The 26769-nt window shown below is 64.2% G+C and carries 27 protein-coding genes and 1 other RNA gene; 14 read left to right on the forward strand and 14 right to left on the reverse strand.

Annotated elements, in window-relative coordinates:
• Positions 1-23 precede the first annotated feature (23 nt).
• Positions 24-857, forward strand: coding sequence for a M90 family metallopeptidase (locus K3181_RS11650; protein ID WP_221603273.1), 834 nt, complete (start codon positions 24-26; stop codon positions 855-857).
• A 210-nt stretch (positions 858-1067) separates the two neighbouring features.
• Positions 1068-1802, forward strand: a complete 735-nt coding sequence (locus K3181_RS11655; RefSeq protein ID WP_221603274.1) for a 7-carboxy-7-deazaguanine synthase QueE — start codon at positions 1068-1070, stop codon at positions 1800-1802.
• Between the two features lie 18 nt (positions 1803-1820).
• On the opposite strand, the gene K3181_RS11660 is transcribed toward K3181_RS11655, so the two are convergent.
• The 5 genes from K3181_RS11660 to K3181_RS11680 form a co-directional block, all read right to left on the reverse strand.
• Positions 1821-3755 carry an ATP-binding protein gene (locus tag K3181_RS11660; RefSeq protein ID WP_247715084.1) on the reverse strand — a complete coding sequence of 645 codons (1935 nt, stop codon included), beginning with the start codon at positions 3753-3755 and terminating at the stop codon, positions 1821-1823.
• A 101-nt stretch (positions 3756-3856) separates the two neighbouring features.
• Positions 3857-4609 carry a TIGR02186 family protein gene (locus tag K3181_RS11665; RefSeq protein WP_370032755.1) on the reverse strand — a complete coding sequence of 251 codons (753 nt, stop codon included), beginning with the start codon at positions 4607-4609 and terminating at the stop codon, positions 3857-3859.
• Positions 4606-5511 (reverse strand): sulfite exporter TauE/SafE family protein, encoded by a 906-nt coding sequence (locus tag K3181_RS11670; protein WP_221603276.1) that lies wholly within the window; start codon positions 5509-5511, stop codon positions 4606-4608. The genes K3181_RS11665 and K3181_RS11670 overlap by 4 nt, the downstream gene beginning before the upstream one ends.
• A gap of 46 nt (positions 5512-5557) precedes the next feature.
• On the reverse strand, positions 5558-6682 hold the full coding sequence (locus tag K3181_RS11675; protein ID WP_221603277.1) for a hypothetical protein: 1125 nt from the start codon (positions 6680-6682) through the stop codon (positions 5558-5560).
• Positions 6679-8082, reverse strand: coding sequence for a glycosyl transferase family protein (locus tag K3181_RS11680; protein ID WP_221603278.1), 1404 nt, complete (start codon positions 8080-8082; stop codon positions 6679-6681). The genes K3181_RS11675 and K3181_RS11680 overlap by 4 nt, the downstream gene beginning before the upstream one ends.
• 82 nt (positions 8083-8164) lie before the next feature.
• Here K3181_RS11680 and nhaA point away from each other — a divergent pair, with 82 nt between their 5' ends.
• Positions 8165-9376, forward strand: coding sequence for a Na+/H+ antiporter NhaA (gene nhaA, locus K3181_RS11685; protein ID WP_221603279.1), 1212 nt, complete (start codon positions 8165-8167; stop codon positions 9374-9376).
• A gap of 10 nt (positions 9377-9386) precedes the next feature.
• On the opposite strand, the gene K3181_RS11690 is transcribed toward nhaA, so the two are convergent.
• Positions 9387-9824, reverse strand: coding sequence for a VOC family protein (locus tag K3181_RS11690; protein ID WP_221603280.1), 438 nt, complete (start codon positions 9822-9824; stop codon positions 9387-9389).
• Between the two features lie 136 nt (positions 9825-9960).
• Between K3181_RS11690 and K3181_RS11695 the strand changes: the two genes are divergently transcribed.
• Positions 9961-10665, forward strand: a complete 705-nt coding sequence (locus K3181_RS11695; protein ID WP_370032745.1) for an SIMPL domain-containing protein — start codon at positions 9961-9963, stop codon at positions 10663-10665.
• Between the two features lie 58 nt (positions 10666-10723).
• Here K3181_RS11695 and K3181_RS11700 read toward each other — a convergent pair whose 3' ends face one another.
• Positions 10724-11470 (reverse strand): TorF family putative porin, encoded by a 747-nt coding sequence (locus K3181_RS11700; RefSeq protein ID WP_221603282.1) that lies wholly within the window; start codon positions 11468-11470, stop codon positions 10724-10726.
• Positions 11471-11743: 273 nt separating this feature from the next.
• Here K3181_RS11700 and K3181_RS11705 point away from each other — a divergent pair, with 273 nt between their 5' ends.
• Positions 11744-12544, forward strand: coding sequence for a metallophosphoesterase (locus tag K3181_RS11705; protein ID WP_221603283.1), 801 nt, complete (start codon positions 11744-11746; stop codon positions 12542-12544).
• Between the two features lie 82 nt (positions 12545-12626).
• Here K3181_RS11705 and K3181_RS11710 read toward each other — a convergent pair whose 3' ends face one another.
• Positions 12627-12995, reverse strand: a complete 369-nt coding sequence (locus tag K3181_RS11710; RefSeq protein WP_221603284.1) for a hypothetical protein — start codon at positions 12993-12995, stop codon at positions 12627-12629.
• Positions 12996-13111: 116 nt separating this feature from the next.
• Positions 13112-13529, reverse strand: an RNA gene (gene rnpB, locus K3181_RS11715) — RNase P RNA component class A.
• Between the two features lie 177 nt (positions 13530-13706).
• Between rnpB and K3181_RS11720 the strand changes: the two genes are divergently transcribed.
• Together K3181_RS11720 and K3181_RS11725 are read left to right on the forward strand one after the other, a co-directional pair.
• Complete coding sequence (locus K3181_RS11720; RefSeq protein ID WP_221603285.1) at positions 13707-15743, forward strand: putative bifunctional diguanylate cyclase/phosphodiesterase; 2037 nt, start codon at positions 13707-13709, stop codon at positions 15741-15743.
• Between the two features lie 15 nt (positions 15744-15758).
• A complete protein-coding gene (locus K3181_RS11725) occupies positions 15759-16226 on the forward strand; it encodes a BLUF domain-containing protein (RefSeq protein WP_221603286.1) in 468 nt (155 codons plus the stop codon).
• Here the strand turns inward: K3181_RS11725 and K3181_RS11730 are convergent.
• The 3 genes from K3181_RS11730 to K3181_RS11740 are packed head-to-tail and all read right to left on the reverse strand — an operon-like array spanning position 16223 to position 18058.
• Entirely contained in the window at positions 16223-16972 is a 750-nt protein-coding gene (locus tag K3181_RS11730) for an N-acetylmuramoyl-L-alanine amidase (protein ID WP_345725494.1), read from the reverse strand. The genes K3181_RS11725 and K3181_RS11730 overlap by 4 nt on opposite strands.
• On the reverse strand, positions 16969-17628 hold the full coding sequence (locus tag K3181_RS11735; RefSeq protein ID WP_221603287.1) for a histidine phosphotransferase family protein: 660 nt from the start codon (positions 17626-17628) through the stop codon (positions 16969-16971). The genes K3181_RS11730 and K3181_RS11735 overlap by 4 nt, the downstream gene beginning before the upstream one ends.
• 34 nt (positions 17629-17662) lie before the next feature.
• On the reverse strand, positions 17663-18058 hold the full coding sequence (locus K3181_RS11740; RefSeq protein ID WP_221603288.1) for a M67 family metallopeptidase: 396 nt from the start codon (positions 18056-18058) through the stop codon (positions 17663-17665).
• A gap of 16 nt (positions 18059-18074) precedes the next feature.
• Between K3181_RS11740 and K3181_RS11745 the strand changes: the two genes are divergently transcribed.
• Both K3181_RS11745 and rpoH read left to right on the forward strand, forming a co-directional pair.
• Positions 18075-19019 carry an RluA family pseudouridine synthase gene (locus K3181_RS11745; protein ID WP_221603289.1) on the forward strand — a complete coding sequence of 315 codons (945 nt, stop codon included), beginning with the start codon at positions 18075-18077 and terminating at the stop codon, positions 19017-19019.
• A gap of 122 nt (positions 19020-19141) precedes the next feature.
• Complete coding sequence (gene rpoH, locus K3181_RS11750; protein WP_221603290.1) at positions 19142-20047, forward strand: RNA polymerase sigma factor RpoH; 906 nt, start codon at positions 19142-19144, stop codon at positions 20045-20047.
• A 73-nt stretch (positions 20048-20120) separates the two neighbouring features.
• Here rpoH and K3181_RS11755 read toward each other — a convergent pair whose 3' ends face one another.
• Positions 20121-21461, reverse strand: coding sequence for an amidohydrolase (locus K3181_RS11755; RefSeq protein ID WP_221603291.1), 1341 nt, complete (start codon positions 21459-21461; stop codon positions 20121-20123).
• A gap of 109 nt (positions 21462-21570) precedes the next feature.
• On the opposite strand from K3181_RS11755, the gene mtgA reads away from it, so the two are divergent.
• From mtgA to K3181_RS11780, 5 genes are all read left to right on the forward strand, one after another.
• Complete coding sequence (gene mtgA / locus K3181_RS11760) at positions 21571-22239, forward strand: monofunctional biosynthetic peptidoglycan transglycosylase (protein WP_221603292.1); 669 nt, start codon at positions 21571-21573, stop codon at positions 22237-22239.
• 179 nt (positions 22240-22418) lie between these two features.
• On the forward strand, positions 22419-23330 hold the full coding sequence (locus tag K3181_RS11765) for a cation diffusion facilitator family transporter (RefSeq protein ID WP_221603508.1): 912 nt from the start codon (positions 22419-22421) through the stop codon (positions 23328-23330).
• On the forward strand, positions 23330-23899 hold the full coding sequence (locus tag K3181_RS11770) for a sigma-70 family RNA polymerase sigma factor (RefSeq protein WP_221603293.1): 570 nt from the start codon (positions 23330-23332) through the stop codon (positions 23897-23899). The genes K3181_RS11765 and K3181_RS11770 overlap by 1 nt, the downstream gene beginning before the upstream one ends.
• Positions 23896-24615 (forward strand): anti-sigma factor, encoded by a 720-nt coding sequence (locus tag K3181_RS11775; protein WP_221603294.1) that lies wholly within the window; start codon positions 23896-23898, stop codon positions 24613-24615. The genes K3181_RS11770 and K3181_RS11775 overlap by 4 nt, the downstream gene beginning before the upstream one ends.
• Before the next feature lie 93 nt (positions 24616-24708).
• Complete coding sequence (locus K3181_RS11780; RefSeq protein ID WP_221603295.1) at positions 24709-25278, forward strand: fasciclin domain-containing protein; 570 nt, start codon at positions 24709-24711, stop codon at positions 25276-25278.
• A gap of 167 nt (positions 25279-25445) precedes the next feature.
• On the opposite strand, the gene clpX is transcribed toward K3181_RS11780, so the two are convergent.
• Positions 25446-26714, reverse strand: a complete 1269-nt coding sequence (gene clpX / locus K3181_RS11785) for an ATP-dependent Clp protease ATP-binding subunit ClpX (RefSeq protein ID WP_221603296.1) — start codon at positions 26712-26714, stop codon at positions 25446-25448.
• Positions 26715-26769: the final 55 nt, after the last annotated feature.

Below are 26769 nucleotides of genomic sequence, written 5' to 3' on the forward strand. Positions count from 1 at the left end.
GCAGCGCATCCTACGTTTGACGAATGACGTCGTGGCTCGTCCCTGGGGGTATCCTGCTCGTCGCAGGCCTGCTGACTTACCGTTGGTGGTGGCGGCGTCGAAGACGCAAAACGCTGTTGGCGACGCCACTTACCGCCGAACAGCGGGAGGTGGTGGAAAGACTGGTGCCGCTGGTGAAGAGATTGCCTCAACCCCTGCGCCAGGCGCTCGAAGGCAAGATGAACCTCTTCTTCGACCAGATTACCTTCAGGGGCATCAACGGCCTCGAAGTGACCGAGGCGATGAGGCTTTCCATCGGGGCGCAGGCCTGCCTGCTGATCGTCAACAGCCCGGTCTGGTACGACACACTCAGAAACGTGCTCGTCTATCCCTCGGCCTTTCTTACCGAGCGCGGCACGCACGACGGCCATTTCGTCCACGAAGGCCACCATGCGACGCTCGGCGAAAGCTGGGCGCGCGGCCCGGTCGTCCTGTCATGGGACGACGCATTGCAGGGCGGGCTCGATGCGCAGGACGGGCACAATGTGGTGATCCACGAATTCGCCCACCAGCTCGATGGCCTGAGCGGTCACGTCGATGGCATCCCCATCCTGCGCAAGGGCCAGACCTATGCCGGGTGGGAGCAGGCGATGCTGGACGCCTATCACGATCACGGCGAACGGCTGGACCGGGGAGAGCGGACCCTGATCGACCCCTATGGCGCGACCAACCATCAGGAATTCTTTGCCGAAGCTATCGTCGCCTTCTTCGAGAAGCCGACGGCCCTGCGCAGCGAAGAGCCCGCGCTCTATGCGCAACTGGCGCAGCTTCTGGCGCTCGATCCCGCGCAATGGGACCTGGCGGTGGGCGTTCGCTGATTTGCAGGCGCCGGCTCCAGGAAGAATTTTCCTACTCCCCCCGTTTCGTGCCATAGGGCCGCGCATCATGGACCTCGGCAATCGCCCCTTCCCCTCTCGTGGGCATCTTCGATCGAAGTGCACTTTCGGGACCGGTGGAATTTTTGCGCTTGGACCGTGGTCCATGCGGTCCATCCGTTCCGTGGCAACGACCAGTCGAGGCTTTTCCCTGTGCCCTTAGTCCTTGCCACCGACGACACCGGCGGACCCGAGATCTTCGCCAGTGTACAGGGCGAAGGGCCGAGCGCGGGCATGCCCTGCACTTTCCTGCGGCTGTCGCGCTGCAACCTCGCCTGCGTGTGGTGCGACACCGCCTATACTTGGCACTTCGAAGGTGACGATCGTCCGCATCGTGACGGTGTGGAGTTCGAGCGCAAGGCCAACCAGCTGACGCTGGACGAGGAGGAGGTTGCTGCCCGGATCACCGCGCTCGGCCAGACGCGCCTCGTCCTCACCGGTGGCGAACCGCTGCTGCAGGCCCCCGCCCTCGCCCGCCTGCTCGAGCTGCTGCCCGACGTGCGCGTCGAGATCGAGACCAACGGCACGACCAAGGCGCCGGCGCGGCTGGATATCCGCATCGACCAATTCAACGTCAGCCCCAAGCTGGCGCATAGCGGCAACCCGCCCGAGCTCGCGCTGTTGCCCGAACGGCTCGACGCCTATGCGACCGACCCGCGCGCCTGGTTCAAGTTCGTGATCGCCGAACCGGCGGATGTCGAAGAGGTCCTTGCGCTGCGCGAACGCTATCGCTTCAGGCCCGGCCACGTCTTCCTCATGCCCGAAGGGACCGACAGCGAGACGCTCCGCACACGCGAGAAATGGCTCGCCCCGCTCTGCGTCGAGCACGGCTTTCGCATGAGCGACCGGCTGCACATCCACCTGTTCGGGGATACGCGGGGGACGTAATCCCCCGCACGGGACCTCTTATCCCTGGCTGCGCCAGCGCTTGACCGTGCGCTGGACGACGTCCTCTTCGCCGCCCGTGCGGTTCCACAATTCGATGAAGCTCGGGTCGTCCGAGGCCGGACGCTTGGCTTCCTCGAGATTGTCGAAGCTCACGCGGATCGGGATGGCGACGCCTTCGCCGCAGATGATGCACTCGCGGTTGCGCAGTGCCGGGATCGCATCGAGGAAGCCGCGCGCGCCTTCGGGCATCGCCGCGCGGACGAATTCCTGGTCGCGGTCGTTGTTGAGGCGCATGGCGATGATCGTGCCGCACTGCGACAGCACGCCTTCGGCGAGGTCGGACGGGCGCTGCGTGATCAGGCCCAGGCTGATGCCGTACTTGCGGCCTTCCTTGGCGATCCGGCTGAGGATGGTGCCGACCGAATTGCCGTCGGCGTTCTTCTCGTTGGGGACGTAGCGATGCGCCTCTTCGCAGACCAGCAGGATCGGCGAAGTGCGTTCCTCGCGGCCCCAGATGGCGAAGTCGAACACCAGCCGGCTGAGCACCGCGACCACGGTGGCGGTGATGTCGGACGGCACGCCCGAGACGTCGATGATCGAGATCGGCTTGCCGTTCGAAGGCATGCGGAAGATCTTCGAGATGAAGTCGCTCATCGTGTCGGCCACCAGCATGCCCGAGAACAGGAACTGGTAGCGCGGGTCGCCCTTGACCTCGTCGAGCTTGGTCTTGATCCGCATGTAGGGCGCCGAGGTGGTCGACTTGTCGAGCTTCCCCATCGCGTCCTGCAATTCGCTCGAGAGATCGGACAGCAGGTACGGGATCGGCGAATCGACCGTGATCTTGCCCATGTGTTCGGCCAGCCGGCTCTTCTGCCGCGCCTTGAGCAGGCATTTGGCGAGAATGTCGGCATCGACCTGGCGTTCGTTGCCGGCACTGGTGAGCAGCACCTCGCAATGCTCCTCGAAATTCATGATCCAGTAGGGCATCTGGAGGTTCGAGACGTCGAGGATCACGCCGGTGTTGCGGAAGGCCGAGGCATATTCGCCGTGCGGGTCGATCATCACGATGTGACCCTCGGGCGCTGCCTCGCAGATGCGATGCAGGATCAGCGCGGCGCTGGTCGACTTACCCGTACCGGTCGAGCCGAGCAGCGCGAAATGCTTGCCCAGCATGGCATCGACATAGATGCCCGCACGGATGTCCTTGGTCGGATAGACCTTGCCGATGGTGACTGCACTGCGCCCATCGCTGGCGTAGACCTGCTGCAGATCCGCCGTCGAGGCGGGATAGACCATCGCGCCGGGCACGGGGTAGCGGGTCACGCCGCGGCGGAAGGCGTGCAGCTTTCCGGTCAGCTTCTCCTCCATCCCCTCGCCGAGGAAGTCGATATGCGCGAGGATCGAGCCAGCCTGGCGATCCTGCCGCTGGTTGCGGACGCTGGCGAGCAGCCAGCTGTTGCCGACGCGAATCTTGATCTGCGAACCGACCTGGCCGGCCATGGCGATCGAGGGATCGGGGTCTTCGGCACATTCGTTGAGCCGCTGGAGATCGATCGCGATCTGCGAACTCGACCCGGCGATTTCGAGCACCACGCCGATGGGCTGGGTCGAACAGTCGGTGGGCACGGGCGTCGTGTCCTTTGGCTTCGTGCCTTCGCCGCCGCCCTTGTTCACAGGCGATTGTCGGCTGTCTGCCTCGACAGCGGGCGATGTGCTTGCCTCTGCAGGAGCTTCGGCCTGCGCAGCTTGTGGCGCCGAAGGGCGCGAGGCATCGGTGGCAGGAGGCCGCGAGGGCTGGTGGAGATAGCCCGAGGGAGAGGCCGCTGGACCGGCACTTTCCGTGTTGCGGCGAATGCGATCGCGTAGCGAGGCGCTCCGCGGCTCGGGCGGTTCGGCACCGTCTTCTTTCGAAGGATCGAAAGTACGGAAATTGGTTTGCCCAAAATCGGTCATTGCCCTGGCTGGTTCCCACATAGCGCGCGCGACCCATGCGCACGGTTCCTGCCTGCAGCAAACTGCTTAAGATGTGGTCAACGTGCGCCTCAGGGAAGCACTCAGATGAGCGCGAAAAGCCGACCTGCCGCCCAGCCCATCCCGACCGAAAGCGCCACCGCCATGAGGCCGTAGATCAGCGACCACTGCTGCGAATAATCGGCAACGAGTCGTTCGAATCCCACCTTCTTCACTTCGACCTCGGCCAACGCCGAGGCGATCACCCGTCCATCGCGCACTGCGAAGGTCTCCGCAGTATAGGTGCCCGTGGCCACGTTCGACGGCAGCGAGATACGCGCCTGGTAAAGCACCTGCTGGCTGATCTGCACGCCGCCGAAATCCTGCTTGTAGAGCTGCTGTCGGGTTTTCAGATCGACCAGCCCGTCCTTGAAGCGGGCCTGTTCCTCCGGATCGATCACCCCGCTGGGCGAGAGCTGGATGTAGTCGGTGCCGAATTCGTAGATCGCAGCGGTCTTCTCGTCGACGATCTGCGCAATGGGCCGCGAGGAGGCGACCGCGAAATAGGAGGGGACCGAGCGGAAATCGCTGCTCGCGGCGTTGATCCAAACCCCCGCGAAGCGTTCCTTCTCGCGCAGACGCACGGGTTCGGACGGCCCCTTGAGCACGACCACGATGTCGTAGTCGCTTCCCGCCGCGCGGCCCTGCGGGTCGAGCACAGCGCCGAACAGCAGCAATTCGGTGCCGGTGAAACCCTGGCGCACCCTCACCTCGTGCTGGCTGACCTCGGGCACGAGGATCGGATCGCGCTGGCCCATCAGCACGAAGGCGAAGAGGAGGAGCAGCAGCGCCCTCACAGCGGCGTGACCGTGTAGATTTCGTCCGGCCGGTAGAACAGGCGGAGGAACATGTTGAAGGCGATCACCAGGACGATCGCGGCAAGGATCAGGCGCAGCAGTTCGGGCTTGGCCTTCACCGCCATCTTCGATCCCAACTGTGCCCCCGTGACCGAGCCGAGAAGCAGCAGGAAAACCAGCACGATGTCGACCGCCTTGGTGGTCAGCGAGTGCATCATCGTCGTCGCCATGGTGACGAAGAGGATGTTGTAGAGCGAGGTCCCGACGACGACATTCGCGCTCATTCCGAGGATGTAGAGCATGGCGGGCACGAGAATGAAGCCGCCGCCGACGCCCATCAGCATGGTGAGCATGCCCACCACCATGCCGACGATCAACGGCGCGAGCGGCGAGATGTAGAGACCCGAGCGATAGAATCGCCAGCGCAGCGGCAGGCTGGCGACCAGCGGGTGGTGCCGGCGGCGCGGCGCCTGGGTGCTGCCGGTCCCGCGCAGCGTCTGCACCGATTCCCGCGCCATCAGCAGCCCAATCCCCCCGAGCAGGACGACGTAGAGCGCGTTGATCACCACGTCGATCTGGCCGATCGAGCGGAAGAAGCGGAACAGCAGCGCGCCGAAGCCCGAGCCGATGATCCCGCCACCGACCATCACCGCGCCCATCCGGTAGTCGACCCCGCCGCGCCCGCCATGCGCCAGCACGCCGGTGACGCTCGCGCCGGTGACCTGCGTCGAGGCCGATGCCGCAGCGACGGTGGGCGGAATTCCGTAGAAGATCAGCAGCGGCGTGGTCAGGAACCCGCCGCCGACACCGAACAGGCCCGACAGCACACCGGTGATGGCCCCCAGCGCGACGATCCACAGTCCATTTACGGACAGGTTCGCGATGGGGAGATAGACGTCCATGGCTGCGCCCTATCGCAGGGGCGCGGCGGATAAAAGCGGGACGATGTCAGAAGCCGGTCGAAAGCGTCACGACACCGCCATTCCCCGGCTCGGCACCGCCAGCCACGCGCCAGCGATAGTCTGCCTCGATCCGGGCAGGAGCGCCGCCCAGTTCGAGCTTCACCGAGAGGCTGGGGCCAAAGTCGAGCCGCGCCGCGCCCCGCTGCGCACCGCCCCAGGCTCCTGCCCCGAGCGAGACGGTGGCGAGGTCGAACCGCGCGAGCTCGCGTTCGGCGACGACTGCACCATCGGCGAAGGCAGTCGCGAAGTCGCCGGCGACATAGCCAGCCTGACCATAGCCCCGCGCCGTAACCTGTCCGGGGAGGCGCAGCGAATCGAACCCGCCGGCAAGGAAGGCGGCCGGGCGGATCTCTGCGCTCCGCCCGGGTCTTTCGGTCACGCGCATTTCCGCATGGAAGGCGATAGGGACACCGGGAAGGGGACGCGCCCGAATCCCGAGAGCTCCCTCGGTTTCGCCGCCATCGACCAGCGAGCGCGCAACGCGCGCATAGGCAACCGGTTGGTGCGCTGCGCCGGTGGGCGCGAGGCGATAGGCGAGTACTGCACCCAGCTGGCTCGCGCCGTAACTGGCAGGCCGCTCGCCTCCCCCGGTCAGCCGCACACCACCCTCGCGCAGCAAGGCCCACGCGTCGACGTGCCAGGGCGAGGCCGTTAGCGGCTGCGGCGCCCTCGCGATCGAACGCGCAACGCCCGGCGCACCGTCGAGCAAGACCGCGACGCTGCGCGGCATGGGCAGGCTCGCCATTCCGGCGGCGAAAAGCAGATTATGTCCCACCGCGCGGCGATGCGTATCGAAATAGGCCGCGAAATCGGGCTGCGGCGACGTTGGGGGTATGTTCGAGTCTAGGGGCACATGGTTGGTGCGGAGAGCCACATGCGGTTGCGCCCGTTCTGCCTTAGCGAGGTGCACGTCTTTCAGAGGGTCGCTCACACGCGCGACGGGGGCCGCCTCCGTCGAGATCGCATCGGTCAGTTGCAGCAACTCGGGCAAGTCGAGCTGCTCGGGCCAGGGATTGTGCCAGGTGAGCACGCGCAGCAGGCACCAGCCGGCGAACAGCAGTCCGAGGAAGAGGACCGGCTGTCCCTCGCGTCTGGCAAATCCCCCGATCATGCTCCCTCACCTGCCGCCTGCGCCAACAGCGGATGGTCCCGATGTTCGGTCTTGTCCCACACAACGGGCGCGCCGCGAAGCGTCCCGACATAGGCAGTCAGCGCGCGCCGCCCGGCCATGATCGCGATGACGTTCGATACGAGAATGCGCGGGATCGCGAGCAGGCCCTGACGCCACCCGAATTCGCGCGCAGTGAAGCAGGCGCGCACGAACAGGCGCAGCATCAGTCCGCCGACATTCAGCAGCAGCAGCGCCGACAGCAGCGCGGTGGCGGGAGGCGGAGTGACGATCCCGGCTTGCTGCAGGACCATGCCGACCGAAAGCAGGCAGACGAGCAGATAGGCGATCACCAGCAGGATCGAGGCCAAGGGCCCACGCCGGTCGCGCAATTGCATCCACAGCTCGACCGGCTCGCGCCCCCAGCCGAGCCGGTCCCAGCCCTGCAAGGCAATGCCATGCATCCAGCGCGTCTTCTGGCGGACCGCCGCTTCCAGCCGCGCAGAAAAGTAGGACCGCGTGGCGATCAGTCGCCCATCCAAGGTGCGCACGCGCAGGAACCGGCCCGTGCCACCGTCCTGCGCGACTTTGAGACCCAGCTCGTAGTCCTCGGTGAGGGACTCCTCGGCAAAGGGCTTGCCCCCCTGCCGGTCCGCAAGCCGGGCGAGCGCGCCACGGGCGATCGCGCAGCCGACCCCGGCCCCGGGAATGGCGGCACCCAGTGCGTCGCGCACAACGAGCGCCTTTCCATGCGATTCGGCGAATTCGTCGGCATAGTGCGAACCGATCCATGCCGAATGCTTTTGGGGGAGTGCGATGACGGGCAACTGCACGAAATGGGCGTGCCACAGCGCTGCGTCGAGCAGATCGAGCGCAGCCGGATCGACCATGTCCTCGGCATCGTGCTGCACGACCATACGGAAATCGGCGCCCGTCCGTTGCTCGTCCTCGGCCATCGCAAGATAGATCCGGTTCAGGCAATCGGCCTTGGAGGTCGGCCCCTTCCTATCGTGCACCACCAGCCGTACCCGCGGATCGCCCCGAACGGATGCCATCACGGCGGCCATGGTAGCGGGATCGTTGCGATAGCAACCGACATAGACGACCAATTCGTCCTGGCGCCAGACATCGAGCATATGCGTCAGCGTGGGGCCGATCACCGCTGCTTCCTGCCACGCGGGAATGAACACGACGGCGCGGCCCGCGAGGCTACGGGGCTCTGCGAGGCTGCGTTCGTCGACGCGCTGCGTGCGGATGCGCCCGGTCAGGCGAAACCACGCATAGAGGCAATCGAGGGCGAGTTCGTCGATCATGCCGAGCGCAAAGAAGGCTGCGGCGAACAGCAGCAATTCGTGCTGCACGAGCACGAACCATTCCGCCAGCGTGAAGCCCCCCAAAAACAAGCGCCACCCCCCTCCCTTTCTGACTACTCCGATACCTCAAGACTTGCAACGCGGGCAGCTTTGCGAAAGAGAGCGGCCCAAGATGACCGAACGTCCTTCCGCTTTCCGCCTCGTTTTCGCCCCCGTCCGCGCGCTCTTCGTCAGCGACGCATCGGCGGGCATCCTCCTCATCCTGGTTGCCGCAGCGGCGATGTTCGCGGCCAATTCGCCTTTCGCCGGCGAATATGAGGCCCTGTTCTACGGCGAGCTCGCCTGGACGCCGATCGCCAAGCTGGATGACCTGCACCTGTGGATCAACGACGCACTAATGGCGGTGTTCTTCTTCGTCGTCGGTCTTGAAGTGAAGCGCGAATGGATCGAGGGCCAGCTCTCGAGTGCGCAGGCGCGGCGCCTGCCCATCCTCGCCGCCGCCGCGGGCATGATCCTTCCGGCGCTGGTTTATGTCGGCGTGGCAGGCGGCAATGCCGAACTCCTGCGCGGCTGGGCGATCCCCGCCGCGACCGACATCGCTTTCGCCATGGGCGTGCTCGGCCTACTCGGAAACCGCGTCCCGGCATCGTTGCGGCTGTTCCTGCTCACGGTGGCGATCGTCGACGATATCGGCGCGGTGGTGGTCATCGCGCTGTTCTACACCGCCAATATCAAGCTCGGCTGGCTAGCAGCCTCGGCTGCGGTGGTGATCGCGATGATGGCCCTCAACCGGATGAAGGTGGCGCGCTTCTGGCCCTTTATCGCGCTGGCCGTGGTGCTCTGGTACTGTGTTCTTCATTCCGGGATCCATGCCACCATCGCCGGCGTCGTCGCGGCGCTGTGCATTCCGATGGTCGGGCCCGACGACCAGACGATGGTCGAGCGCATGGAACACAGCCTCGCCCCCTGGAGCGCCTATCTGGTCGTCCCGGTGTTCGGCTTCGCCAATGCGGGCGTGCCCTTTGCCGGACTCGGGCTCGAACAGGTGCTGGCGCCGCTGCCGCTCGCGATCGCCGCGGGTCTGTTCGTCGGCAAGCAGGTGGGCATTTTCCTGGCCATTCTGGCAGCCGACAAACTCGGCTTTGCACCTCGCCCCGATCAGGCAACCTGGCCGGAAATCTGGGGCGTCTCGATCCTCTGCGGGATCGGCTTCACCATGTCGCTGTTCATCAGCGGGCTGGCCTTCGCCGACCAGCAATTGCTGATCAACGAGGCCAAGATCGGCATCCTGCTCGGATCGCTGATTTCAGCGGTCGTCGGGTTCGTCATCCTGCGGATGACGACGACGCATCCCGACGACGTGAAGTCGCCCTATCTGGGCTGACCCGCGCGGCCTACCAGCTGCCGGTGTTTTCCATGCTCGCCCAAGGTTCCTGCGGGTCGAGATAGCCGTCCTGCAACAGCTCGATTGAGATGCCGTCGGGCGTCCTCACGAAAGCCATGTGCCCGTCGCGCGGCGGACGGTTGATGGTGTGGCCCGCATCGACGAGCGCCTGGCAGGTCTCGTAGATGTTCTCGACCCGGTAGGCGAGGTGGCCAAAGTTCCGCCCTCCAGTGTAGGTTTCAGGTGCGCTCCCGTTTTCGGACGGCCAGTTATAGGTCAGCTCGACCTCGGCGACTCCTTCCTGCCCCGGCGCGGCGAGGAAGATCAGAGTGAACCGGCCCTTGTCATTGTCGAACCGGCGCACTTCCTCGACACCGATCAGTTTGAAGAAAGCCACCGTGGCATCGGGGTCTGCGACGCGGATCATGCTGTGCAGGTATTTGGGCACGGACAAACTCCATTCATCTATATTAAAGCACGGTTCATCGCAGAAGTCCTAACCCTTATCAGGGAGGAACAGAGCAGAGAGGACTGCGATGATGTCAGAGGAAGCCGATAACACCGATAGCCGGGGAGTGCAGCCAGTGGATTTCACCCTGCGGCGTTGGCTCGCCAGCGCTGGCATATTGGCCATCGGCCTGGTCGTCGGAGGATTCGTGCTGGGCGACGGTCTCGTGCGAATGAAGGCCGCCGAACGCAGCGTGACCGTGCGCGGTCTTGCCGAACGCGAAGTCACCGCCGACCTCGCGACCTGGACCCTGTCCTACGCCTCCACCGCCACCGACCTGCGAACTGCCCAGACCAGCACCGATCGCGACGCGGCGGCGGTGCGCCAGTTCTTCAAGGAACTGGGCTTTCCCGAAGCCGAACTGACCCCGGCGGGCGTGAATGTGTCGAACTACACCGACAATGGCACCGTCTTCTACACGGTCCGCCAGCGCAGCGTGTTGCGCACCAAGGACATCGAGCGCGCCCAGCGCGCGGTGCAGCGGCAAGCCGAACTCGTCCGCAAGGGCGTTGTGCTAGAGGATGGTTCGGGCATCAGCTACACCTTCACCGGCCTCAATGCGATCAAGCCGGAAATGGTCGCCGAGGCCACCCGCGACGCCCGCGCCGCTGCGGAGCAGTTCGCCAAGGACAGCGGCGCCGATGTGGGCAGCATTCGCAACGCGACGCAGGGCTATTTTTCGATCGAGGCCCGCGATGGAGAGGCGGGTGGCTGGGGTATCGGCGACACGCCCTTCAAGAAGGTCCGCGTCGTCACCACGGTCGATTTCGCACTCGACTGACAAAAAGAGGGGTGCGCCGGCACAGCGCACCCCCCACGGATTTCCCGCCAGTGAATTCTCAGAAACTGGCGGAAATCGTTCCCACGATGGCATCGTCGGTGAAACCGTCAATCGACGGTCCCTCGACGCCGATGTAGGCGACGCCGACCTCGAAATTGCCTTCGCTCACGCTGGCACCGATCGACCAGTCGAGGCCGGTATCGTCGGTGGTGCCGGCGAGCAGCGGCGGCGCAAGGGCGCCGTCCGTATAGCCGAGGTGGCCCGTGAGGCTCACCGGCGTGCCCGGCAGCCCGAAGCCGACGTCGGTGTAGAGATAGAGATTGTCATCCCCGCCGAGCGAATCCTGCTTGGGCGCATAGGCGACACCGAAGGTCGCTTCGGCCGGACCGAGGTTGGCGCTGATCGAGGCATAGGGTTCGATGTAATCGGTATCGAGGCCCAGATCCTCGGTCGGATAGATGTAGTAGAGCACGCCGACATCGACGCTGACGGCATCGGTCAGTTGGCCGCCCCAGCCGGCATAGATATCGAACTCGAGATCGCCATAAGCCGGACCGCCCTTGATCGAGGATGCCCAGGTGCCGATGTAGAAGCCGCTGTCATGGGCGACGTCAAAGCCACCCTGGATGGCAGGATCGCCCCCGGAGAGCGAGACGCCGCGAAAGCGATAGTCGGTGGTCAGCGCAACATTGGCCGAGGTACTGAACCCGCTTTCCTCTTCGGACTGTGCCATGGCCGGCGTTGCGAGAGAAAGACCCGCCGCAGCGAGCGAAACGGCCATGAGGCCGCGAAAGGACGTGAGCATTACAAACTCCTGTACGAGTGTCGCTTCGTCCCACCTGCGAATCCGACTGGACCATTTTGCATAGCCTCTGGTTCGGATACGGTCATAAACCTGCATGACTCAGGTCATTTGCGCAAGATCGCATCGTGCGGTTTTCGCATTCGCAACAAATGCTGTGCCTTTTTCGCAACTGCAAAAAGTGGTCCGGTGCGGGTTTGTTGCCCCCGCGGCGGCTTGCGCCTATCTGCTTCCGACCCCCCCCCCGCAGCAAATTCAAGATTGCCCATAGTTTCCATGCTGAACCTCGCGAGATTCTTCAGAAAGGACGTGCCTGCCGCTCCAAGGCCTAAAGTCCCGGCGGGCGAAAGGTATTACGTCATCGGCGACATCCACGGCCGGTGCGATCTGCTCGACGAGCTCATCGTCGCGATCGAGGAAGACGACCAGCAAATGGGCGAAGCCGACACCACCGTGGTACTGCTCGGCGATCTGGTCGACCGCGGCCCCGAAAGCGCGCGCGTGATCGAAACCGCACGGCAGTGGGGCGAGCGGCGCAAGTTGCGCTACATCGCAGGCAATCACGAGGAAATGTTCCTCGAAGCCTTCACCGACAAGGAGATGCTGCGCCATTTCCTCAAGCATGGCGGCAAGGAGACCGTGCTCAGCTACGGGATCAAGAAGAAGCGCTACAGCGAGCTGACGATGAAGGAACTGCAGGCCGAGTTGCACGAACTCGTGCCCAAGAAGCACCGCAAGTTCCTCGCCGCGATGGAGGACATCATCGTCGCTGGCGACTATGTCTTCGTCCATGCCGGGATCAATCCCAAGTTCAGCCTCGAAGAGCAGCGCAAGTCCGACTTGCGGTGGATTCGCGAACGGTTCCTCAAGCACCGCGAGCCGCTCAGCCATGTCGTGGTCCACGGGCACACGATTTTCGACGATGTCGAAAGCACCGAATACCGGATCGGGATCGATACCGGAGCCTTCCGCACGGGCAAGCTCACCGCGCTCGTCCTCGAAGGCGACCAGCGCCGCTTCATCCAGGCGCACGAGGTCGACGGGAATATCATGGTGATGCACAGCGGATTCGCCTAGCCACCCCAGCGGTCCGGCCGCACCGCCGCCGGGCAGGCGGGAGCGAATTGCCCTGGTCTCGCGTTTTGTCCTTGCTTGCCTCCTAAGGAGTACCCTCGTGCCGCTCGATCATTCCGAAGGCCTCGAAAACCCCGCCGCAAAATGGACCGTCGTGGCCACGATGGTCGCCCTGGTGCTGCTGATCGGCCTCTCGATCTGGGCTGCCTTCTCGATCCGGCTGGACACCTTCGCCCGGATCGACGCGGGGACCGACCGCATCCATATTCGCGGGACCGAGACCAAGTTCGTCGGCTTCGCCAAGGGCAGCTATGCCGGCCGAGAGGTCCTGGTCGAGGGCCTGCCCACGATCGAACAACTCGAGGAACTGCCCATCGCCTGGCGGGCCCTGTGCGTCGTGCGCGACGATCCGCGCACCGACTGGAGCAAAGCCGATCCGATGATGAAGGTCCACCTCCATTCGGAGAAGATGAAGGAAGCCTGCCGTCCGTTCGAAGGGCTCGAGGTAGAGGGCCAGATCGTGCCCAAGGAAGCACCGCCCAAGACCTCGATGCTGCCTGCTGTCGAGGATTTGCCAGGGGACCTGTAAGCCGGGTTCTGTCCCGCACGCGGTATGCTTGCACACCAGCCGCGCGGGGGCAGCCATTCGTCTAGGCCGCGGATTGCTCCGCGGCTCCAGCAGCCAACCCGGGCGGTCGATGCGAAACGCACCTGCCCGCTTGCGCGGACGCGCCGCCCCTATTCGGCCTTGCTCCGGGTGGGGTTTGCCATGCGGACCGCGTTGCCGCCGCCCCGGTGCGCTCTTACCGCACCCTTTCACCCTTGCCTGAGCCTGCAAGCAGGCCATCGGCGGTATGCTCTCTGTGGCACTTTCCCTCGACTCGCACCCCGAAAGGCACTTCGCCGGGCGGGCGTTACCCGCCACCCTCGTTTCGTGGAGCCCGGACTTTCCTCGTACCTCGCGGCACGCGGCTGCCCGGCCCCCTGGCGCCGGGTCAGATAGGGCATCGCACGCCGTTCGCCAAGCGCGAGCCTCCATCGCATTGTAGTATACGTGAATCTACGAATTCCGCGCTGCGGAGAGCCGGCCCGACGATTTCGTTAAACTTTGTTCCCTAGGCGAATCGGGGCCTGCGATCATTCGCGGGCCGTATCCGAGGACCGCATGCGAATCATCAGCTGCCTGGTAGAAGACCACAACATCGCCTTCGTGGTGATGGCGGCTCTGATGTGCATCGCCGGCTCGATGGTCTCAGCGACGCTGTTTCGACGGACGCTGACCGAAGGCGGCACTTCCCGCGTCCACTGGTGCTTCCTCTCGGCAGTCACCGCGGGTGCCGCGACCTGGGCGACCCACTTCATCGCCATGCTCGGTTACCAACCCAATGCGCCGGTAACGCTGGACGGGGTATTGACGGTAGTCTCGGCGCTGATCGCTGTGGCAGGCATCGGCCTCGGCCTCATCCTGGCATCGGTGCAACTGCCGCGCTTCGCGCCGCTGATCGGGGGCTCGACGATCGGGCTGTCGATCGGCGCCATGCATTATGTCGGCATGTTCGCCTATCGTGTCGATGGCATCGTCCAGTGGGACTGGCGCTACGTGATCGCCTCGCTCGTTGTCGCCATGGCCTGTTCGATCTACGCCCTCCGCCTGCTGCGCGACGATGCGGGGCACCACCGATCGATGCAGGCGGGCGCCGTTCTGGCACTGGCCATAGTCGGCCTACACTTCGCCGGTATGGCGGGCTTCTCCGTTTCCGCCATGGAGGGCTATTCCCAAGGTCCCGACAGCGAGGCCTTCGCCGCGATGGCCGCGGCCATAGGCATGGTGGCGCTGCTGATCATCGGAACCGGGGTTTCGACCTATCTGCTCGAACGCAGGACCAGCACGGAAGGCGAGAGCCGGATCGCTCATATCGCGATGCACGATGCGCTCACCAATCTTGCCAACCGCCACCAGTTTACCGACGCACTGCACAGCCAGTGCGCAGCTCTCGGTGACGAAGGGGCGCCTTTCGCGCTGATGATGGTCGATCTCGACCGCTTCAAGCCGATCAACGATACGCTCGGACATCCGGTGGGCGACCAGGTACTCCAGCGGATCGCCCGGCGTCTGCGGATCGCCGTGCGCGATCACGACATGGTCGCGCGGATCGGCGGCGACGAGTTCGCCGTTATCGCGTTCGACGGGATGGAACGCGGGACGGCCACGGCCATCGCCAAACGCATCATCGAAATTCTCGCGCGTCCGATGGTGATCAACGGCAATGTCATCGAATTGAGCGGCAGCGTCGGGGTGGCGATCGCGCCCGAACACGGCGCGACGCCCGAAGCGTTGATCCAGCACGCAGACATAGCCCTCTATTCGGCCAAGAATAACGGGCGAGACACCTATCGCGTATTCGAACCGATGCTGATGGAAACGATCAAGCGCCGCCGTTCGCTCGAGGCAGCGCTGCGTCGTGCCTGCATGCGTGACGAATTCACCATCGTCTATCAGCCGGTATTCTCATCGTTGAACGACGAAATCACCGCAGCCGAAGCCCTGCTGCGCTGGACCTGCCCCGACCATGGCGAAATTCCGCCGAGCGAATTCATCCCCATTGCCGAGGAACTCGGTCTGGTCTCGCGGATCGGAGCGGACGTGTTGCGCCAGGCCTGCAAGGATGCGGCTGGGTGGCCCGACCACATCGACCTGGCCGTCAATGTCTCGCCGGTACAATTGCTCGATCCGCGGCTGCCGCAAATGGTCGCACAGGCGCTGGCCGATTCCGGCCTTGCCCCCGAGCGCCTCGAGCTCGAGATCACCGAAACCGCGCTGCTCAACAACGACGAGGCTGCGCTGCGCACGCTCACGCAGATCCGCAAGCTCGGCGTGAGCATTTCGCTCGATGACTTCGGGACCGGCTACTCCTCGCTCAGCTATCTGCACCGCTTTCCGATCAGTCGCATCAAGATCGACAAGAGCTTCATCCAGAGGGTCCCCGGCGACAGTGGCAGCGTCTCAATCGTCAGGGCCATCACCCAGCTCGGCTCCAGCCTCAACATGCAGATCACTGCCGAGGGAATTGAGACCGAATCGCAGCTGGCTTTCATCCGCGAGCAGGGTTGCGACCACGTCCAGGGTTTCCTGACCGGGCGCCCGATCGCCTCCGCCGACTTTCTTGCCCGGACCGGCAAGCGCGTCGTCGTCAACGCCTAGTTCTGCGAGGGAACCATGCCGATCAGAAGGCTCCTCTATACCAGCGCTTCATGCCTCGAACCCACCGAACTGACGGTCGAAGAACAGGTTGGGGACATCGTGCAGCAGGCAGCAAGGCGCAACAAGAAGGCCAGGATTACCGGTCTGCTCGTGTTCGTCGAAGGCCAGTTCATCCAGATACTCGAGGGCGAGAGCACTGCCGTGGAAGCGACCTTCGAGCGCATCTGCTGCGACTTCAGGCACGCGCAGGTAAAGCTCGTCGACCTGGTCGCGGTGAAAGAGCGCCTCTTCGCGAGCTGGAGTATGGCTCGCCTGTGCGAAAGCGAAGATCCCGAATCGTCGCTCGACGAAGACCTTCGCAGCGTTCGCTACCTGTTGGGGGTCAATGCGCGCGTCGCGGTGGAACGCATGCATGAATATCTTCTCGGTCGCACCGAAGTCCCGACCATCGCGCCTGTCGAGGGCGAGCAGCTGCCCGGCTAGCGCGAATGGCCGCGGTCGCGGTCGAGCAGCAGCTGGAACAGGATCGCGCGTACTTCGCCGTCGATCTCGCCGTTGATCTTTTCGGGGCGCCACCGGCGCTGGAAGGCCTCTACGGCCTTGTGTCCGTCGGTTATGTCGTAGCCGAAGCGTTCGAGCCCGAGGTAGAACGCGGCGTCGTTGTCGAACGGGTCGCCGCGATCGAGCTTTTCCGGGCGCGGCAGGCACAGCCCGTATTCCGCGAGCCGGTCCCACGGGAACAACTCGCCCGGGTCGATCTTGCGCGCCGGCGCGACGTCCGAATGGCCGACCACATTGGCGCGCGGGATGTCGTATCGCTCGACCATCCGTGCCACCAGCGGTACCAGCGCCTCGAACTGCGCCTGATTGAATTCGCGATAGCCGTACTTGTGACCCGGGTGGTCGAGTTCGATGCCGATGCTTGCCGAATTCACGTCCTTGTGGCCACGCCAATAGGACAGTCCGGCGTGCCACGCGCGCTTCTCTTCGGGGACAAGGCGCACGACTTCGCCCTGCTCGCCAATGAGGTAATGCGCCGAAACCTTTGCTTCGGGGTCGCACAGCCGCTCGATGGCGAAACCCTTGTCCTCCATCTCGGTGTAGTGGATCACGACCATCGAAATGGGCGTGCTACGCTCGTCGAAATTGGGGGACAGGACCTCGCGGTCGACCAACTCGTCCTTGCTTACGGGAAGACCCTCGCCGAGCTTGCCGAAGTCCGAGCTCAACCGATCAGCCCTTCGCCTTCGGGCAGAGCTGCGCCCAGCACCAGCGCATCTTCGCCCCGGTGATACTGCAGCCCGCCTCCGCTCTCGCTGGCGAGCAGGTGGATCATATGCGCCGCCGCCGTGCGACTGCTGAGGTCGGACCGGTCGAGCGAACCGTCGAGCGCCTTGCCGATGGTCTCGTCGAAGGCGATCTTGGGGCCCGATGCCCGCACCACGATCTCGCACGCACCGTCGCGGCGCTCTGCGCCGATATCGAGCGTCCCGCCGCGTACGAGCGCGTCGATGGCGATCTGCGCAAAATTGAGCAGGACTTTGACCGCCGGCTTGCCCAGCGTGGTATCGGCCAGCGCCCAGTTGATCGTAATCTTGGCCTTGTCAGCTACCAGCGCCTCGATAAGCGCCTTGGGCTCCTCGACGTCGACGCGCTCGCCGAAGCCGCCCGCGGCGCCGAAAGCGAGACGGAAGAACTTGAGCTTGTTGGTGCTGATGTGCGCGCTCTGCTCGAGCAACTGCATGACATTGGCACGCATTTCCTGATCGGTTTCCATCGCCAGCAGCTCGAGCCCGTTGGAGAGTGCCCCCACGGGGCTGAGCATGTCGTGGCAGAGGCGCGAACACAGCATCGCGGCAAGATCGATCGATTGGCGGTCGTCCATTGGGGTTCCGGCTGGTGAATAACGGGTTACGGTCTTAGCGGGGGGCGACCTCATAGGGAAGCGCCGCGAAACCCGCATCCCCCGATCGCCACAGCGTGATTCGCCCCGCCGCGATTATCGCCCAGATCGCCCCGTCGGACGCCGCCAGCGATCGGTCTGTGGCCGATGGACGCGGCAGGCCGTTGGGATGCGAATGATAATAGCCGAGCACCTGCGGCCCGCCCGAACGCGCCGCGCGGAGGGCATCGATCAGCGCCTGCGGGTCGATCTCGAAATGCCGTTCGGATTGCGGGTGAACATTATCTACGGGGCGAATCGCTGCGATCGCATCGCCTTCGCCCAGCAGGATGCCGCAACACTCCAGCGGATGCGTCCGCTCCGCCTCGGCAAGCAGGCTGGCAACGACATCGCTTGAGACTTGGATCGGCATCGCGCATGGCCCTAGCATGGCCGAGAGCGAAATCATCACCGGAACGCTGGCAACGAGCGCGAGGCTCGACAAGGCGCTCGCCGAGGCGACGAGCCTGTCGCGCGAGCGGATCAAGGGACTGATCGCCGACGGCATGGTCGAGATTGCAGGCAGCACGGCCAGGAGCGGCTCGGCGAAGGTCGATGCCGGGACAGCCTTCTCCATCTCCCTGCCCCCGCCCGAGCCGCTGACCGCCGAACCGCAGGACATCCCGCTCGAGGTCGTCTTCGAGGACGAGCACCTGATCGTGATCGACAAGCCCGCCGGCATGGTGGTTCATCCTGCCGCAGGCAATCGCGACGGCACGCTGGTCAATGCCCTGCTGTTCCACTGCAAGGGGCAGCTCTCGGGCATCAACGGCATCGCACGGCCGGGGATCGTCCATCGCATCGACAAGGATACCAGCGGCCTGCTGGTGGTGGCCAAATCGGATGCCGCGCACGAGGGACTGGCAAAGCAGTTCGCCGACCATTCGATCGTTCGCCGCTATCTCGCCGTCTGCGCAGGGCATCCCAACCCGTCGTCGGGCACGATTTCGGGGCGCATCGGGCGCTCGGACAAGGACCGCAAGAAGATGGCGGTCCTGTCCGACGATGCCAGTCGCGGTAAGCATGCGGTCACCCATTTCGAAACGCTGCAACGGCTCGATCACGCCGCCCTGATCGAGTGCCGGCTCGAAACCGGGCGCACGCACCAGGTCCGCGTTCACTGCGCGTCAATCGGTCATGCGCTATTGGGAGACCCTGTCTATGGACGCACTCCCAAGGCCCTCAAGCCGCTGCTCGACGAGCTCGGTTTCCGCCGCCAGGCGCTCCACGCCGCCCGGCTCGGATTCAGACATCCTATCAGCGCTGAAACCTTGGATTTCTGCGCCGAATTGCCCCGCGACATGCGGGAACTGATCGACCAAACCGCTCGTTGAAATCGATGAAAGACGTGTGCAATCCGGACCGTGTCCGCTATACGTAACCGTAGTGGCCCGAAGGTCGGATGCCCATCAGGGGTCCGGCGAACGAGGTCGACGCTAGAAAGGTCAGGGTACAAGTGAGCAATACCAAAACTTTGAGCGTTCCGGCGCTCGGCGGCGAGCAGAGCCTCAACCGCTATCTTTCCGAAATCAAGAAGTTCCCCGTGCTGACGCAAGAGCAGGAATACATGCTCGCCAAGCGTTACGAGGAACATGAAGACACCGAAGCTGCGGCGCAGCTCGTGACCTCGCACCTGCGCCTCGTGGCCAAGATCGCCATGGGTTACCGCGGCTACGGCCTGCCAGTTTCGGACCTCATTTCCGAAGGCAATGTCGGCCTGATGCAGGGCGTCAAGAAGTTCGAAGCCGATCGCGGCTTCCGCCTGGCGACCTATGCCATGTGGTGGATCAAGGCGAGCATCCAGGAATACATCCTGCGCAGCTGGAGCCTCGTGAAGATGGGCACTACCGCCGCGCAGAAGAAGCTGTTCTTCAACCTGCGCCGGATGAAGAAGAACCTCGACGCCTACGAAGACACTGACCTCCATCCCGACGACGTGAAGAAGATCGCGACCGATCTCGGCGTGCCCGAGCAGGAAGTGGTCAACATGAACCGTCGCATGCTGATGGGCGGCGACGGCTCGCTCAACACGCCGATGCGTAATGGCGAAGAAGGCTCGGGCGAGTGGCAGGACTGGCTGACCGATGACACCCCGCTGCAGGACGAGCTGGTCGCGGACGCGCAGGAATCGGAAGTACGCCACGACATGCTGGTCGAGGCCATGGACAGCCTCAACGATCGCGAGAAGCATATCCTCACCGAGCGTCGCCTGACCGAAAACCCGCAGACGCTCGAAGAGCTCAGCCAGGTCTATAACGTCAGCCGCGAACGCATCCGCCAGATCGAGGTGCGCGCCTTCGAGAAGCTGCAGAAGGCGATGAAGGCGATCGCCGGCGAAAGGCTGTTGCCGGGCGTCGCGTAAGCTCCTCGCACAATGGACACGAAGAGGCCGCCTGCTCCGAGTGGAGCTAGGCGGCCTTTCCTTTGGCACTCGCTCAGCTTGCGGGTGCGAGATCCAGCACAGCCGCCACCATCGCCTCGGTGCCGAGCGTCACGCTCTCGCGCGGGGCGATCTTGAATAATGGAGAATGGTGCGAGGGGACCGGAGGGCCTCCCGCGTCTTCGGCGTCGAAGGCCGCCTGCGGTGTGCCCCCGACAGCGAAATAGTAGCCCGGCACGCCGTATTCTTCGGCCACGAAATAGGCGAAATCCTCCGCCCCCATGCCCTTCTGTTCCCACGGCTCGAACACGTCCTCGCCGAGATCGCGCTTCATCACCGCGTTGAGGCGGCGGGCGAGTTCGGGATCGTTGTTGGTCACCGGCGTCCCCTCGGACACGGTGACGGTAACCGGCAGTTCGTCTGGCAGGCCATGGACTTTGCCCATGTTGATCGCGATCCGCTCGATCGCCGCGAGCAGTTGCGCGCGCGTCTCCTCGTCATTGGCCCGAACGGTCAGCTGCAGGTCGGCGCGGTCGGAAATGATGTTGTGCTTGGTGCCCGAATGGAAAGCACCGACCGTGATGACGCCAGGCTTCAGCGGCTCGATCTCGCGGCTGACGATCGACTGCAGCGCCGTGACGATCTGCGAGGCGATGTAAACCGGATCGCGGCCCATGTGCGGGCTCGCCCCATGCGCTCCGACGCCGGGGACCATGATGTCGACCGAATCTGCGCTCGAATACTGGATGCCTTCGGAAGCGGAAATCTTGCCCGTCGCGAGCCCCGAGGAGACGTGGAAGGCAAGTGCGTAGTCGGGCTTGCCGAACCGGTCGTAGAGGCCGTCCTTCAGCATCATTTCCGCCCCTCCGACGCGTTCTTCGGCGGGCTGGACTACGAACATCAGCGTGCCCGCCCACTGGTCCTTCATCGTCATCAGGCGGCGTGCGGTCCCGACCATCGAGGTGATGTGAACGTCGTGTCCACATGCATGCATGACGGGGTATTCCTGCCCGTCCTGACCGGTCTGGGTGACCGTGGACGCATAGTCGAGCCCGGTCTTCTCGGGCAGCGGCAGTCCGTCCATATCCGCACGCAGGAGGATCAGGGGCCCCTCGCCATTGCGCGCCATGCCGACGACTCCTGTGCCCCCGACGCCCTCTGTTACCTCGAGCCCCGCGGCACGCAGTTCGGTAGCCATGCGCTTGGCGGTTTCGGTCTCGAGGAAGGAAAGTTCCGGATGCGCATGGAAATGGAGGAACAACTGCTCGAGATGGTCGTCATAATCGGCTTCCACCGCCTGCTCGATCGCAGCGGGATCCGCCGCCGCCGGCGACGCCGCCAGTGCCACTGCCAGTGAGACGACCGCAGCCGTCGTTCCGAAAATTGCCTTGCGCATGAAGTACTCTCCCTGGGCCCCTTGATCGGCGGGTGAGAAAAGCACGCGCGGCACCGCACCGCAAGTTGGCAGATTGCCTAGGCGACTCGGCGCGGCTAGAGGCGCCTGCATGCGCTTGGTCGTCCGCTTCCTGTTCAAGACACTGGTCGGCTTCCTCGGCCTCAGCCTCGTGCTCGTCCTCCTGTTCAAATTCGTGCCTGTCCCGGTCACCGCAACCATGGTCATGGACGGTAACGGCATCACCAAGGACTGGACCTCGCTTTCCAATATCGATCGCAACATGGTGCGCGCCGTCATAGCGGCGGAGGACGGCAAGTTCTGCACGCATGACGGCTTCGACCGCGAGGCGATCGAGAAGGCGATCGAGAACAATGCTCGTGGCGGCAGGATCAAGGGCGGTTCGACCATCAGCCAGCAGACTGCGAAGAACGTCTTCCTGTGGCAGGGCGGCGGATACGTCCGCAAAGGGTTCGAAGCCTGGTTCACCGTCCTGATCGAGCAAATCTGGGGCAAGCGGCGGATCATGGAAGTCTATCTCAATGTCGCCGAAACCGGGATCGGCACCTATGGGGTTGAAGCGGGTGCGCGACGCTATTTCGGCAAGTCAGCCGCTTCGCTGACGCCGCTCGAAGCGGCACGGATGGCGGCGGCTCTGCCGCTGCCCAAGGAACGCTCGGTCAAGAACCCGCGCGGCTGGCTGGCGCGCCACGGCGGCACGATCGCCGCGCGTGTCGGCGTAGTGCGCCGCGACGGACTCGACGCCTGCATTTACCAATAGGCTTCGGAAGGTCCCGAATAACAACGGGTTGCAAGCTTTGCAGATAACGATATGCTATATCATGTCTACGCAATGATATTCCGTATCGTCTTGTTTTTAATTGTTTTTCTTGCCGCACCACGGAACGTTGCGATAAGCGAGACAAAACTGGTGTGGCAGATGGAGTGATCGAGCGGGTTATGGGAGCAGGTCACAGCCACACGCATGATCACGGGCATGGTCATGGCCATCCGCCGGCGGATTTCGGCAATGCCTTTCTGCTCGGTATCGTCCTCAATACCGGTTTCGTGGCGATCGAGGCGATCTACGGATGGCTGTCCGGATCGATGGCCCTGATTGCAGATGCCGGGCACAACCTCTCCGACGTCCTCGCGCTACTGCTCGCCTGGGGTGCGAGCGCCGCCGCCAAGCGCCCGCCGTCGGAGCGCTTTACCTACGGATTCACGAGCTCGACCATCCTTGCCGCGCTGCTCAACGCCGGGCTGCTGCTGATCGCGATCGGCGCAATCCTGTTCGAGACGCTGCACCGGATAGCCGAGCCCGCCTTGGTGCAGGGAGAGACGATGGCAATCGTCGCGGGGATCGGCATCGTCATCAATGCCGGCACCGCGGCGCTGTTCATGCGCGGACAGCACGACATCAACATTCGCGGCGCCTTCCTGCACATGGCGGCCGACGCGCTGGTGAGCCTCGGCGTCGTGATTGCCGGCTTGGCGATCATCTGGACCGGTGAGCGTTGGATCGACCCGGCGGTGAGCCTCGCGATAGTGCTGGTGATCGCGTGGGGTACCTGGGGCTTGCTCAAGGACAGCATCGCGATGAGCATGCTCGCGGTGCCCAAGGGCATTTCCGAGACCGAAGTGCGCAGCTTCCTTGCCGCCCTGCCCGGGGTCGAGGCGCTGCACGACCTCCACATCTGGCCGATGAGCACGACCGAGACCGCACTGACGGTCCATTTGGTGATGCCTGGCGGACATCCCGGCGACGCCTTCCTTGCCGAGGCAGCGCAGGAACTCGAACAGCACCACCGCATCGGCCACGCGACGTTCCAGGTCGAAACGAGCCGCGCGCCCTGCGTGGCCGCCTGCTGATGAACCCGGCAAGCGTCGATGCCCGCAATCGCCTGATTGCCGCCATGCGACGCTTGGCGCAGGGCGAGCGTGCCGCGCTCGAGGAGGTCTATCGCGCAACCTCGGCGAAACTATTCGGCATCTGCTACCGTATCTTGGGCGACGAAAAGGAAGCCGAGGACGCATTGCAGGATGTCTATCTCACTCTGTGGCGCCGCGCCGATCGCTACGACCCCAGGCGCGCCAGCCCCATTGCCTGGCTGGCGACCTTTGCGCGCAATCGGGCAATCGACCGGCTGCGCACAGGCAAGGTGCGGCGTGGAACGGTGGCAGAAGATGAAGCGACCCAACTCGCCGACGAGGCCCCGTTGGCAGATGCCATCCTGATCGACGCCGAGCGGGAAGCGCGCGTCCATACATGCCTGCAGTCGCTCGACGACGCACCCAGGGTAGCCATAAGGACGGCCTTCTTCGAAGGCCGCACTTATACCGAGCTGGCTGAAAGCATGGAAGTTCCGCTCGGAACGATGAAGAGCTGGATCCGCCGCGGGCTTGCCAAGCTCAAGACTTGTATGGAGGCCGGGGAATGACCGAAGACCGGATCCTTGCCGCCGAATATGCGCTAGGCCTTCTCGAAGGCGAGGAATTGCTCGCCGCGCGCGCACGTGAAGCCAGCGACACCGCCTTTGCCGCGGACGTTGGTCAATGGCAGGATCGCCTCGCCCCCCTCGCCGATGCCATTCACCCGCGCCTTCCACGTGCAGAGGTCTGGCAACGGATCGAAGCCCAGCTCTCAAGCAATGGCGGCACGGCAAACATCGTTGCATTGCAGCGTAGCCTGCGCCGTTGGCAATGGGCGGGTGGCCTGAGCGCAGCGGCGGCCTTGATCCTCGCCTTCCTCGCCCTGCCTCAGATGCTCGGTTCGTCGGAACCGGCGCAGGGCATAGCGCAAGGCCCCACCGCCGATCAGCCGATCCTGGCAGCCAACATGCCAATCGAAGGGACGCCGCTGAGGCTCGATTTCACCTATCTACCGGGGGAAGACAGCCTGCTTGTCGGTGCAGTCGGCCTGACCGCTGACGGAGTTCACGACCACGAGATCTGGTTCGTCCCCCCAAAAGGGGACCTCGTTTCGCTCGGCATCGTAACCCCGGGCAAGATTGTCGCACATTCGGTGCCCAACGCTGTTGCACGAGCCCTGCACGATGGATCCCAACTGGTGCTGACCCGCGAACCGCTCGGCGGCAAGCCCGCCGGGGCTGATGCCGGGCCGGTCGTCGCCGAAGCCCGCTTCACCACAATCTGAAATTTTTTCGGTGCGCCTGCATCCCCGAGGGTGCGGCTTTCGTAACTTACCGCACAGGCAGGACGGGGCCTAGTGCAAGAAGGAGTGTTACGAATGCCGATTTCCAGCCAGTTGAAAATTGCCGCCATGGCCTCGGTTGCCGCAATGGGCGCCTTCGCCCTGGCCGCCGGAACGCCGGCTTTGGCGAACCACCACAATAAAGCGGCCGAACAGAGCCAACCCAACATCGTCGAGGCGGCGATGGGCACCGGCGTGCACAACACCTTGGTGGCGGCGGTGAAGGCTGCCGGGCTGGTGGACACGCTGGTCTCCCCTGGCCCCTTCACCGTTTTCGCGCCCACCGACGATGCCTTCGGCAAGCTTCCCGCCGGCACGGTCGACACGCTGCTGAAGCCGGAGAACAAGGGGCAACTGGCCAATGTTCTGACGTATCACGTCGTGGCCGGTCGCGTTCCGGCTGCGGCCCTGGGCAACGCCATCCACGAAGCCGGCGGTACCTATGAATTCGAGACGGTTGCCGGAGAAACCCTGAGCGCCAGCCTGTCGGGCGACACAATCGTCATTACCGATGGGGCAGGCCGCACCAGCACCGTCACCATGGCCGACGTGAAGACCACGAACGGCGTGATCCACGTCACCGATGGCGTTTTCCTGCCGGCGTAACCGAACCCCCAAGGGTGCCGTCCGGGCGACCCCATCACGGTGCGGCACCCCATACTGTCCCCGTTCGACCCCACTATGGTCGGACGGGGATTTTTCCATCCCGACAATGTAGTGCGCCGCGCAGCCCGAGGTTACGCGGCGCGACCGATCTTGCTGTGGGAGGAGGCTTAGGCAGCCTCTTCCTTCTCGTCCTTCTTGCCGCCGTGGACCTGGATGGGCTCCTTCTTGCCCTCGACTACGTCCTTGTCGATCACGATCTCGGTGACCCCGTCCATGTCGGGCAGGTCGAACATCGTATCGAGCAGAATCGCCTCGACGATCGAGCGCAGGCCGCGTGCACCGGTCTTGCGCTTGATCGCTCGCTCAGCGATGGCGCGCAGCGCCTCGTCGGTGAAGGTCAGCTCAACATCCTCGAGCTCGAACAGCTTGTGATACTGCTTGGCGATGGCGTTCTTCGGTTCCTGCAGGATCGTGACCAGCGCATCGACATCGAGGTCGTGCAGCGTCGCGATGACCGGCAGACGGCCGACGAATTCGGGGATCAGGCCGAACTTGAGCAGATCTTCCGGCTCGCTCTTTTCGAGCAGCTCACCAACGCGGCGCTTGTCCGGATCGGCGACATGCGCGCCGAAGCCGATCGAACGCTTCTGCAGGCGGTCGGCGATAATCTTGTCGAGGCCGGCGAAGGCGCCTCCGCAGATGAACAGGATATTGGTGGTGTCGACCTGGAGGAATTCCTGCTGCGGGTGCTTGCGGCCGCCCTGCGGGGGGACCGAAGCAGTCGTGCCTTCCATCAGCTTGAGCAGCGCCTGCTGCACGCCCTCGCCCGACACGTCGCGGGTGATCGAAGGGTTTTCAGCCTTGCGCGTAATCTTGTCGATCTCGTCGATGTAGACGATGCCGTGCTGCGCCTTCTCGACGTTATAGTCCGAGGCTTGGAGCAGCTTGAGGATGATGTTCTCGACGTCCTCGCCCACATAACCGGCTTCGGTCAGCGTGGTGGCGTCGGCCATGGTGAAGGGCACGTCGAAGGTCCGCGCGAGCGTTTGTGCCAGCAGCGTCTTGCCCGAGCCGGTCGGCCCGACCAGCAGGATGTTCGACTTCGCCAGCTCGACATCACCGGCCTTGGCCCCGTGCTTCAGCCGCTTGTAGTGATTATGCACCGCGACCGAAAGCACGCGCTTGGCGCGCTCTTGGCCGATGACGTAGTCGGCCAGCGTGGCGCAGATCTCGGCCGGCGTCGGAACATCGCCGTCCTTCTTGCCGCTTAACCCCGCCTTGGTTTCCTCGCGGATGATATCGTTGCACAGCTCGACGCACTCATCGCAGATGAACACCGTCGGGCCCGCGATGAGTTTCCTCACTTCGTGCTGCGACTTGCCGCAGAAGCTGCAATACAGGGTCGATTTGCTGTCGGTACCGCTCAACTTGGTCATATCCTAACGTCTTCCCCGCGTGGCCGCCGGCAGATTTCCGACTGTAGGCCGCACG

The sequence above is a fragment of the Qipengyuania mesophila genome (assembly GCF_019711655.1).
Lineage (GTDB): Bacteria > Pseudomonadota > Alphaproteobacteria > Sphingomonadales > Sphingomonadaceae > Qipengyuania > Qipengyuania mesophila.

Excerpts from the sequence above, each read along its gene's own strand:
- K3181_RS11650 (WP_221603273.1), top strand. The coding sequence starts at position 24 with ATGACGTCGTGGCTCGTCCCTGGGGGTATCCTGCTCGTCGCAGGCCTG.
- K3181_RS11660 (WP_247715084.1), bottom strand. The coding sequence starts at position 3,755 with ATGACCGATTTTGGGCAAACCAATTTCCGTACTTTCGATCCTTCGAAA.
- K3181_RS11670 (WP_221603276.1), bottom strand. The coding sequence starts at position 5,511 with ATGGACGTCTATCTCCCCATCGCGAACCTGTCCGTAAATGGACTGTGG.
- K3181_RS11675 (WP_221603277.1), bottom strand. The coding sequence starts at position 6,682 with ATGATCGGGGGATTTGCCAGACGCGAGGGACAGCCGGTCCTCTTCCTC.
- nhaA (WP_221603279.1), top strand. The coding sequence starts at position 8,165 with ATGACCGAACGTCCTTCCGCTTTCCGCCTCGTTTTCGCCCCCGTCCGC.
- K3181_RS11700 (WP_221603282.1), bottom strand. The coding sequence starts at position 11,470 with ATGCTCACGTCCTTTCGCGGCCTCATGGCCGTTTCGCTCGCTGCGGCG.
- K3181_RS11705 (WP_221603283.1), top strand. The coding sequence starts at position 11,744 with ATGCTGAACCTCGCGAGATTCTTCAGAAAGGACGTGCCTGCCGCTCCA.
- K3181_RS11720 (WP_221603285.1), top strand. The coding sequence starts at position 13,707 with ATGCGAATCATCAGCTGCCTGGTAGAAGACCACAACATCGCCTTCGTG.
- K3181_RS11725 (WP_221603286.1), top strand. The coding sequence starts at position 15,759 with ATGCCGATCAGAAGGCTCCTCTATACCAGCGCTTCATGCCTCGAACCC.
- K3181_RS11735 (WP_221603287.1), bottom strand. The coding sequence starts at position 17,628 with ATGGACGACCGCCAATCGATCGATCTTGCCGCGATGCTGTGTTCGCGC.
- K3181_RS11740 (WP_221603288.1), bottom strand. The coding sequence starts at position 18,058 with ATGCCGATCCAAGTCTCAAGCGATGTCGTTGCCAGCCTGCTTGCCGAG.
- K3181_RS11745 (WP_221603289.1), top strand. The coding sequence starts at position 18,075 with ATGGCCGAGAGCGAAATCATCACCGGAACGCTGGCAACGAGCGCGAGG.
- K3181_RS11755 (WP_221603291.1), bottom strand. The coding sequence starts at position 21,461 with ATGCGCAAGGCAATTTTCGGAACGACGGCTGCGGTCGTCTCACTGGCA.
- mtgA (WP_221603292.1), top strand. The coding sequence starts at position 21,571 with ATGCGCTTGGTCGTCCGCTTCCTGTTCAAGACACTGGTCGGCTTCCTC.
- K3181_RS11765 (WP_221603508.1), top strand. The coding sequence starts at position 22,419 with ATGGGAGCAGGTCACAGCCACACGCATGATCACGGGCATGGTCATGGC.
- K3181_RS11770 (WP_221603293.1), top strand. The coding sequence starts at position 23,330 with ATGAACCCGGCAAGCGTCGATGCCCGCAATCGCCTGATTGCCGCCATG.
- K3181_RS11775 (WP_221603294.1), top strand. The coding sequence starts at position 23,896 with ATGACCGAAGACCGGATCCTTGCCGCCGAATATGCGCTAGGCCTTCTC.
- K3181_RS11780 (WP_221603295.1), top strand. The coding sequence starts at position 24,709 with ATGCCGATTTCCAGCCAGTTGAAAATTGCCGCCATGGCCTCGGTTGCC.
- clpX (WP_221603296.1), bottom strand. The coding sequence starts at position 26,714 with ATGACCAAGTTGAGCGGTACCGACAGCAAATCGACCCTGTATTGCAGC.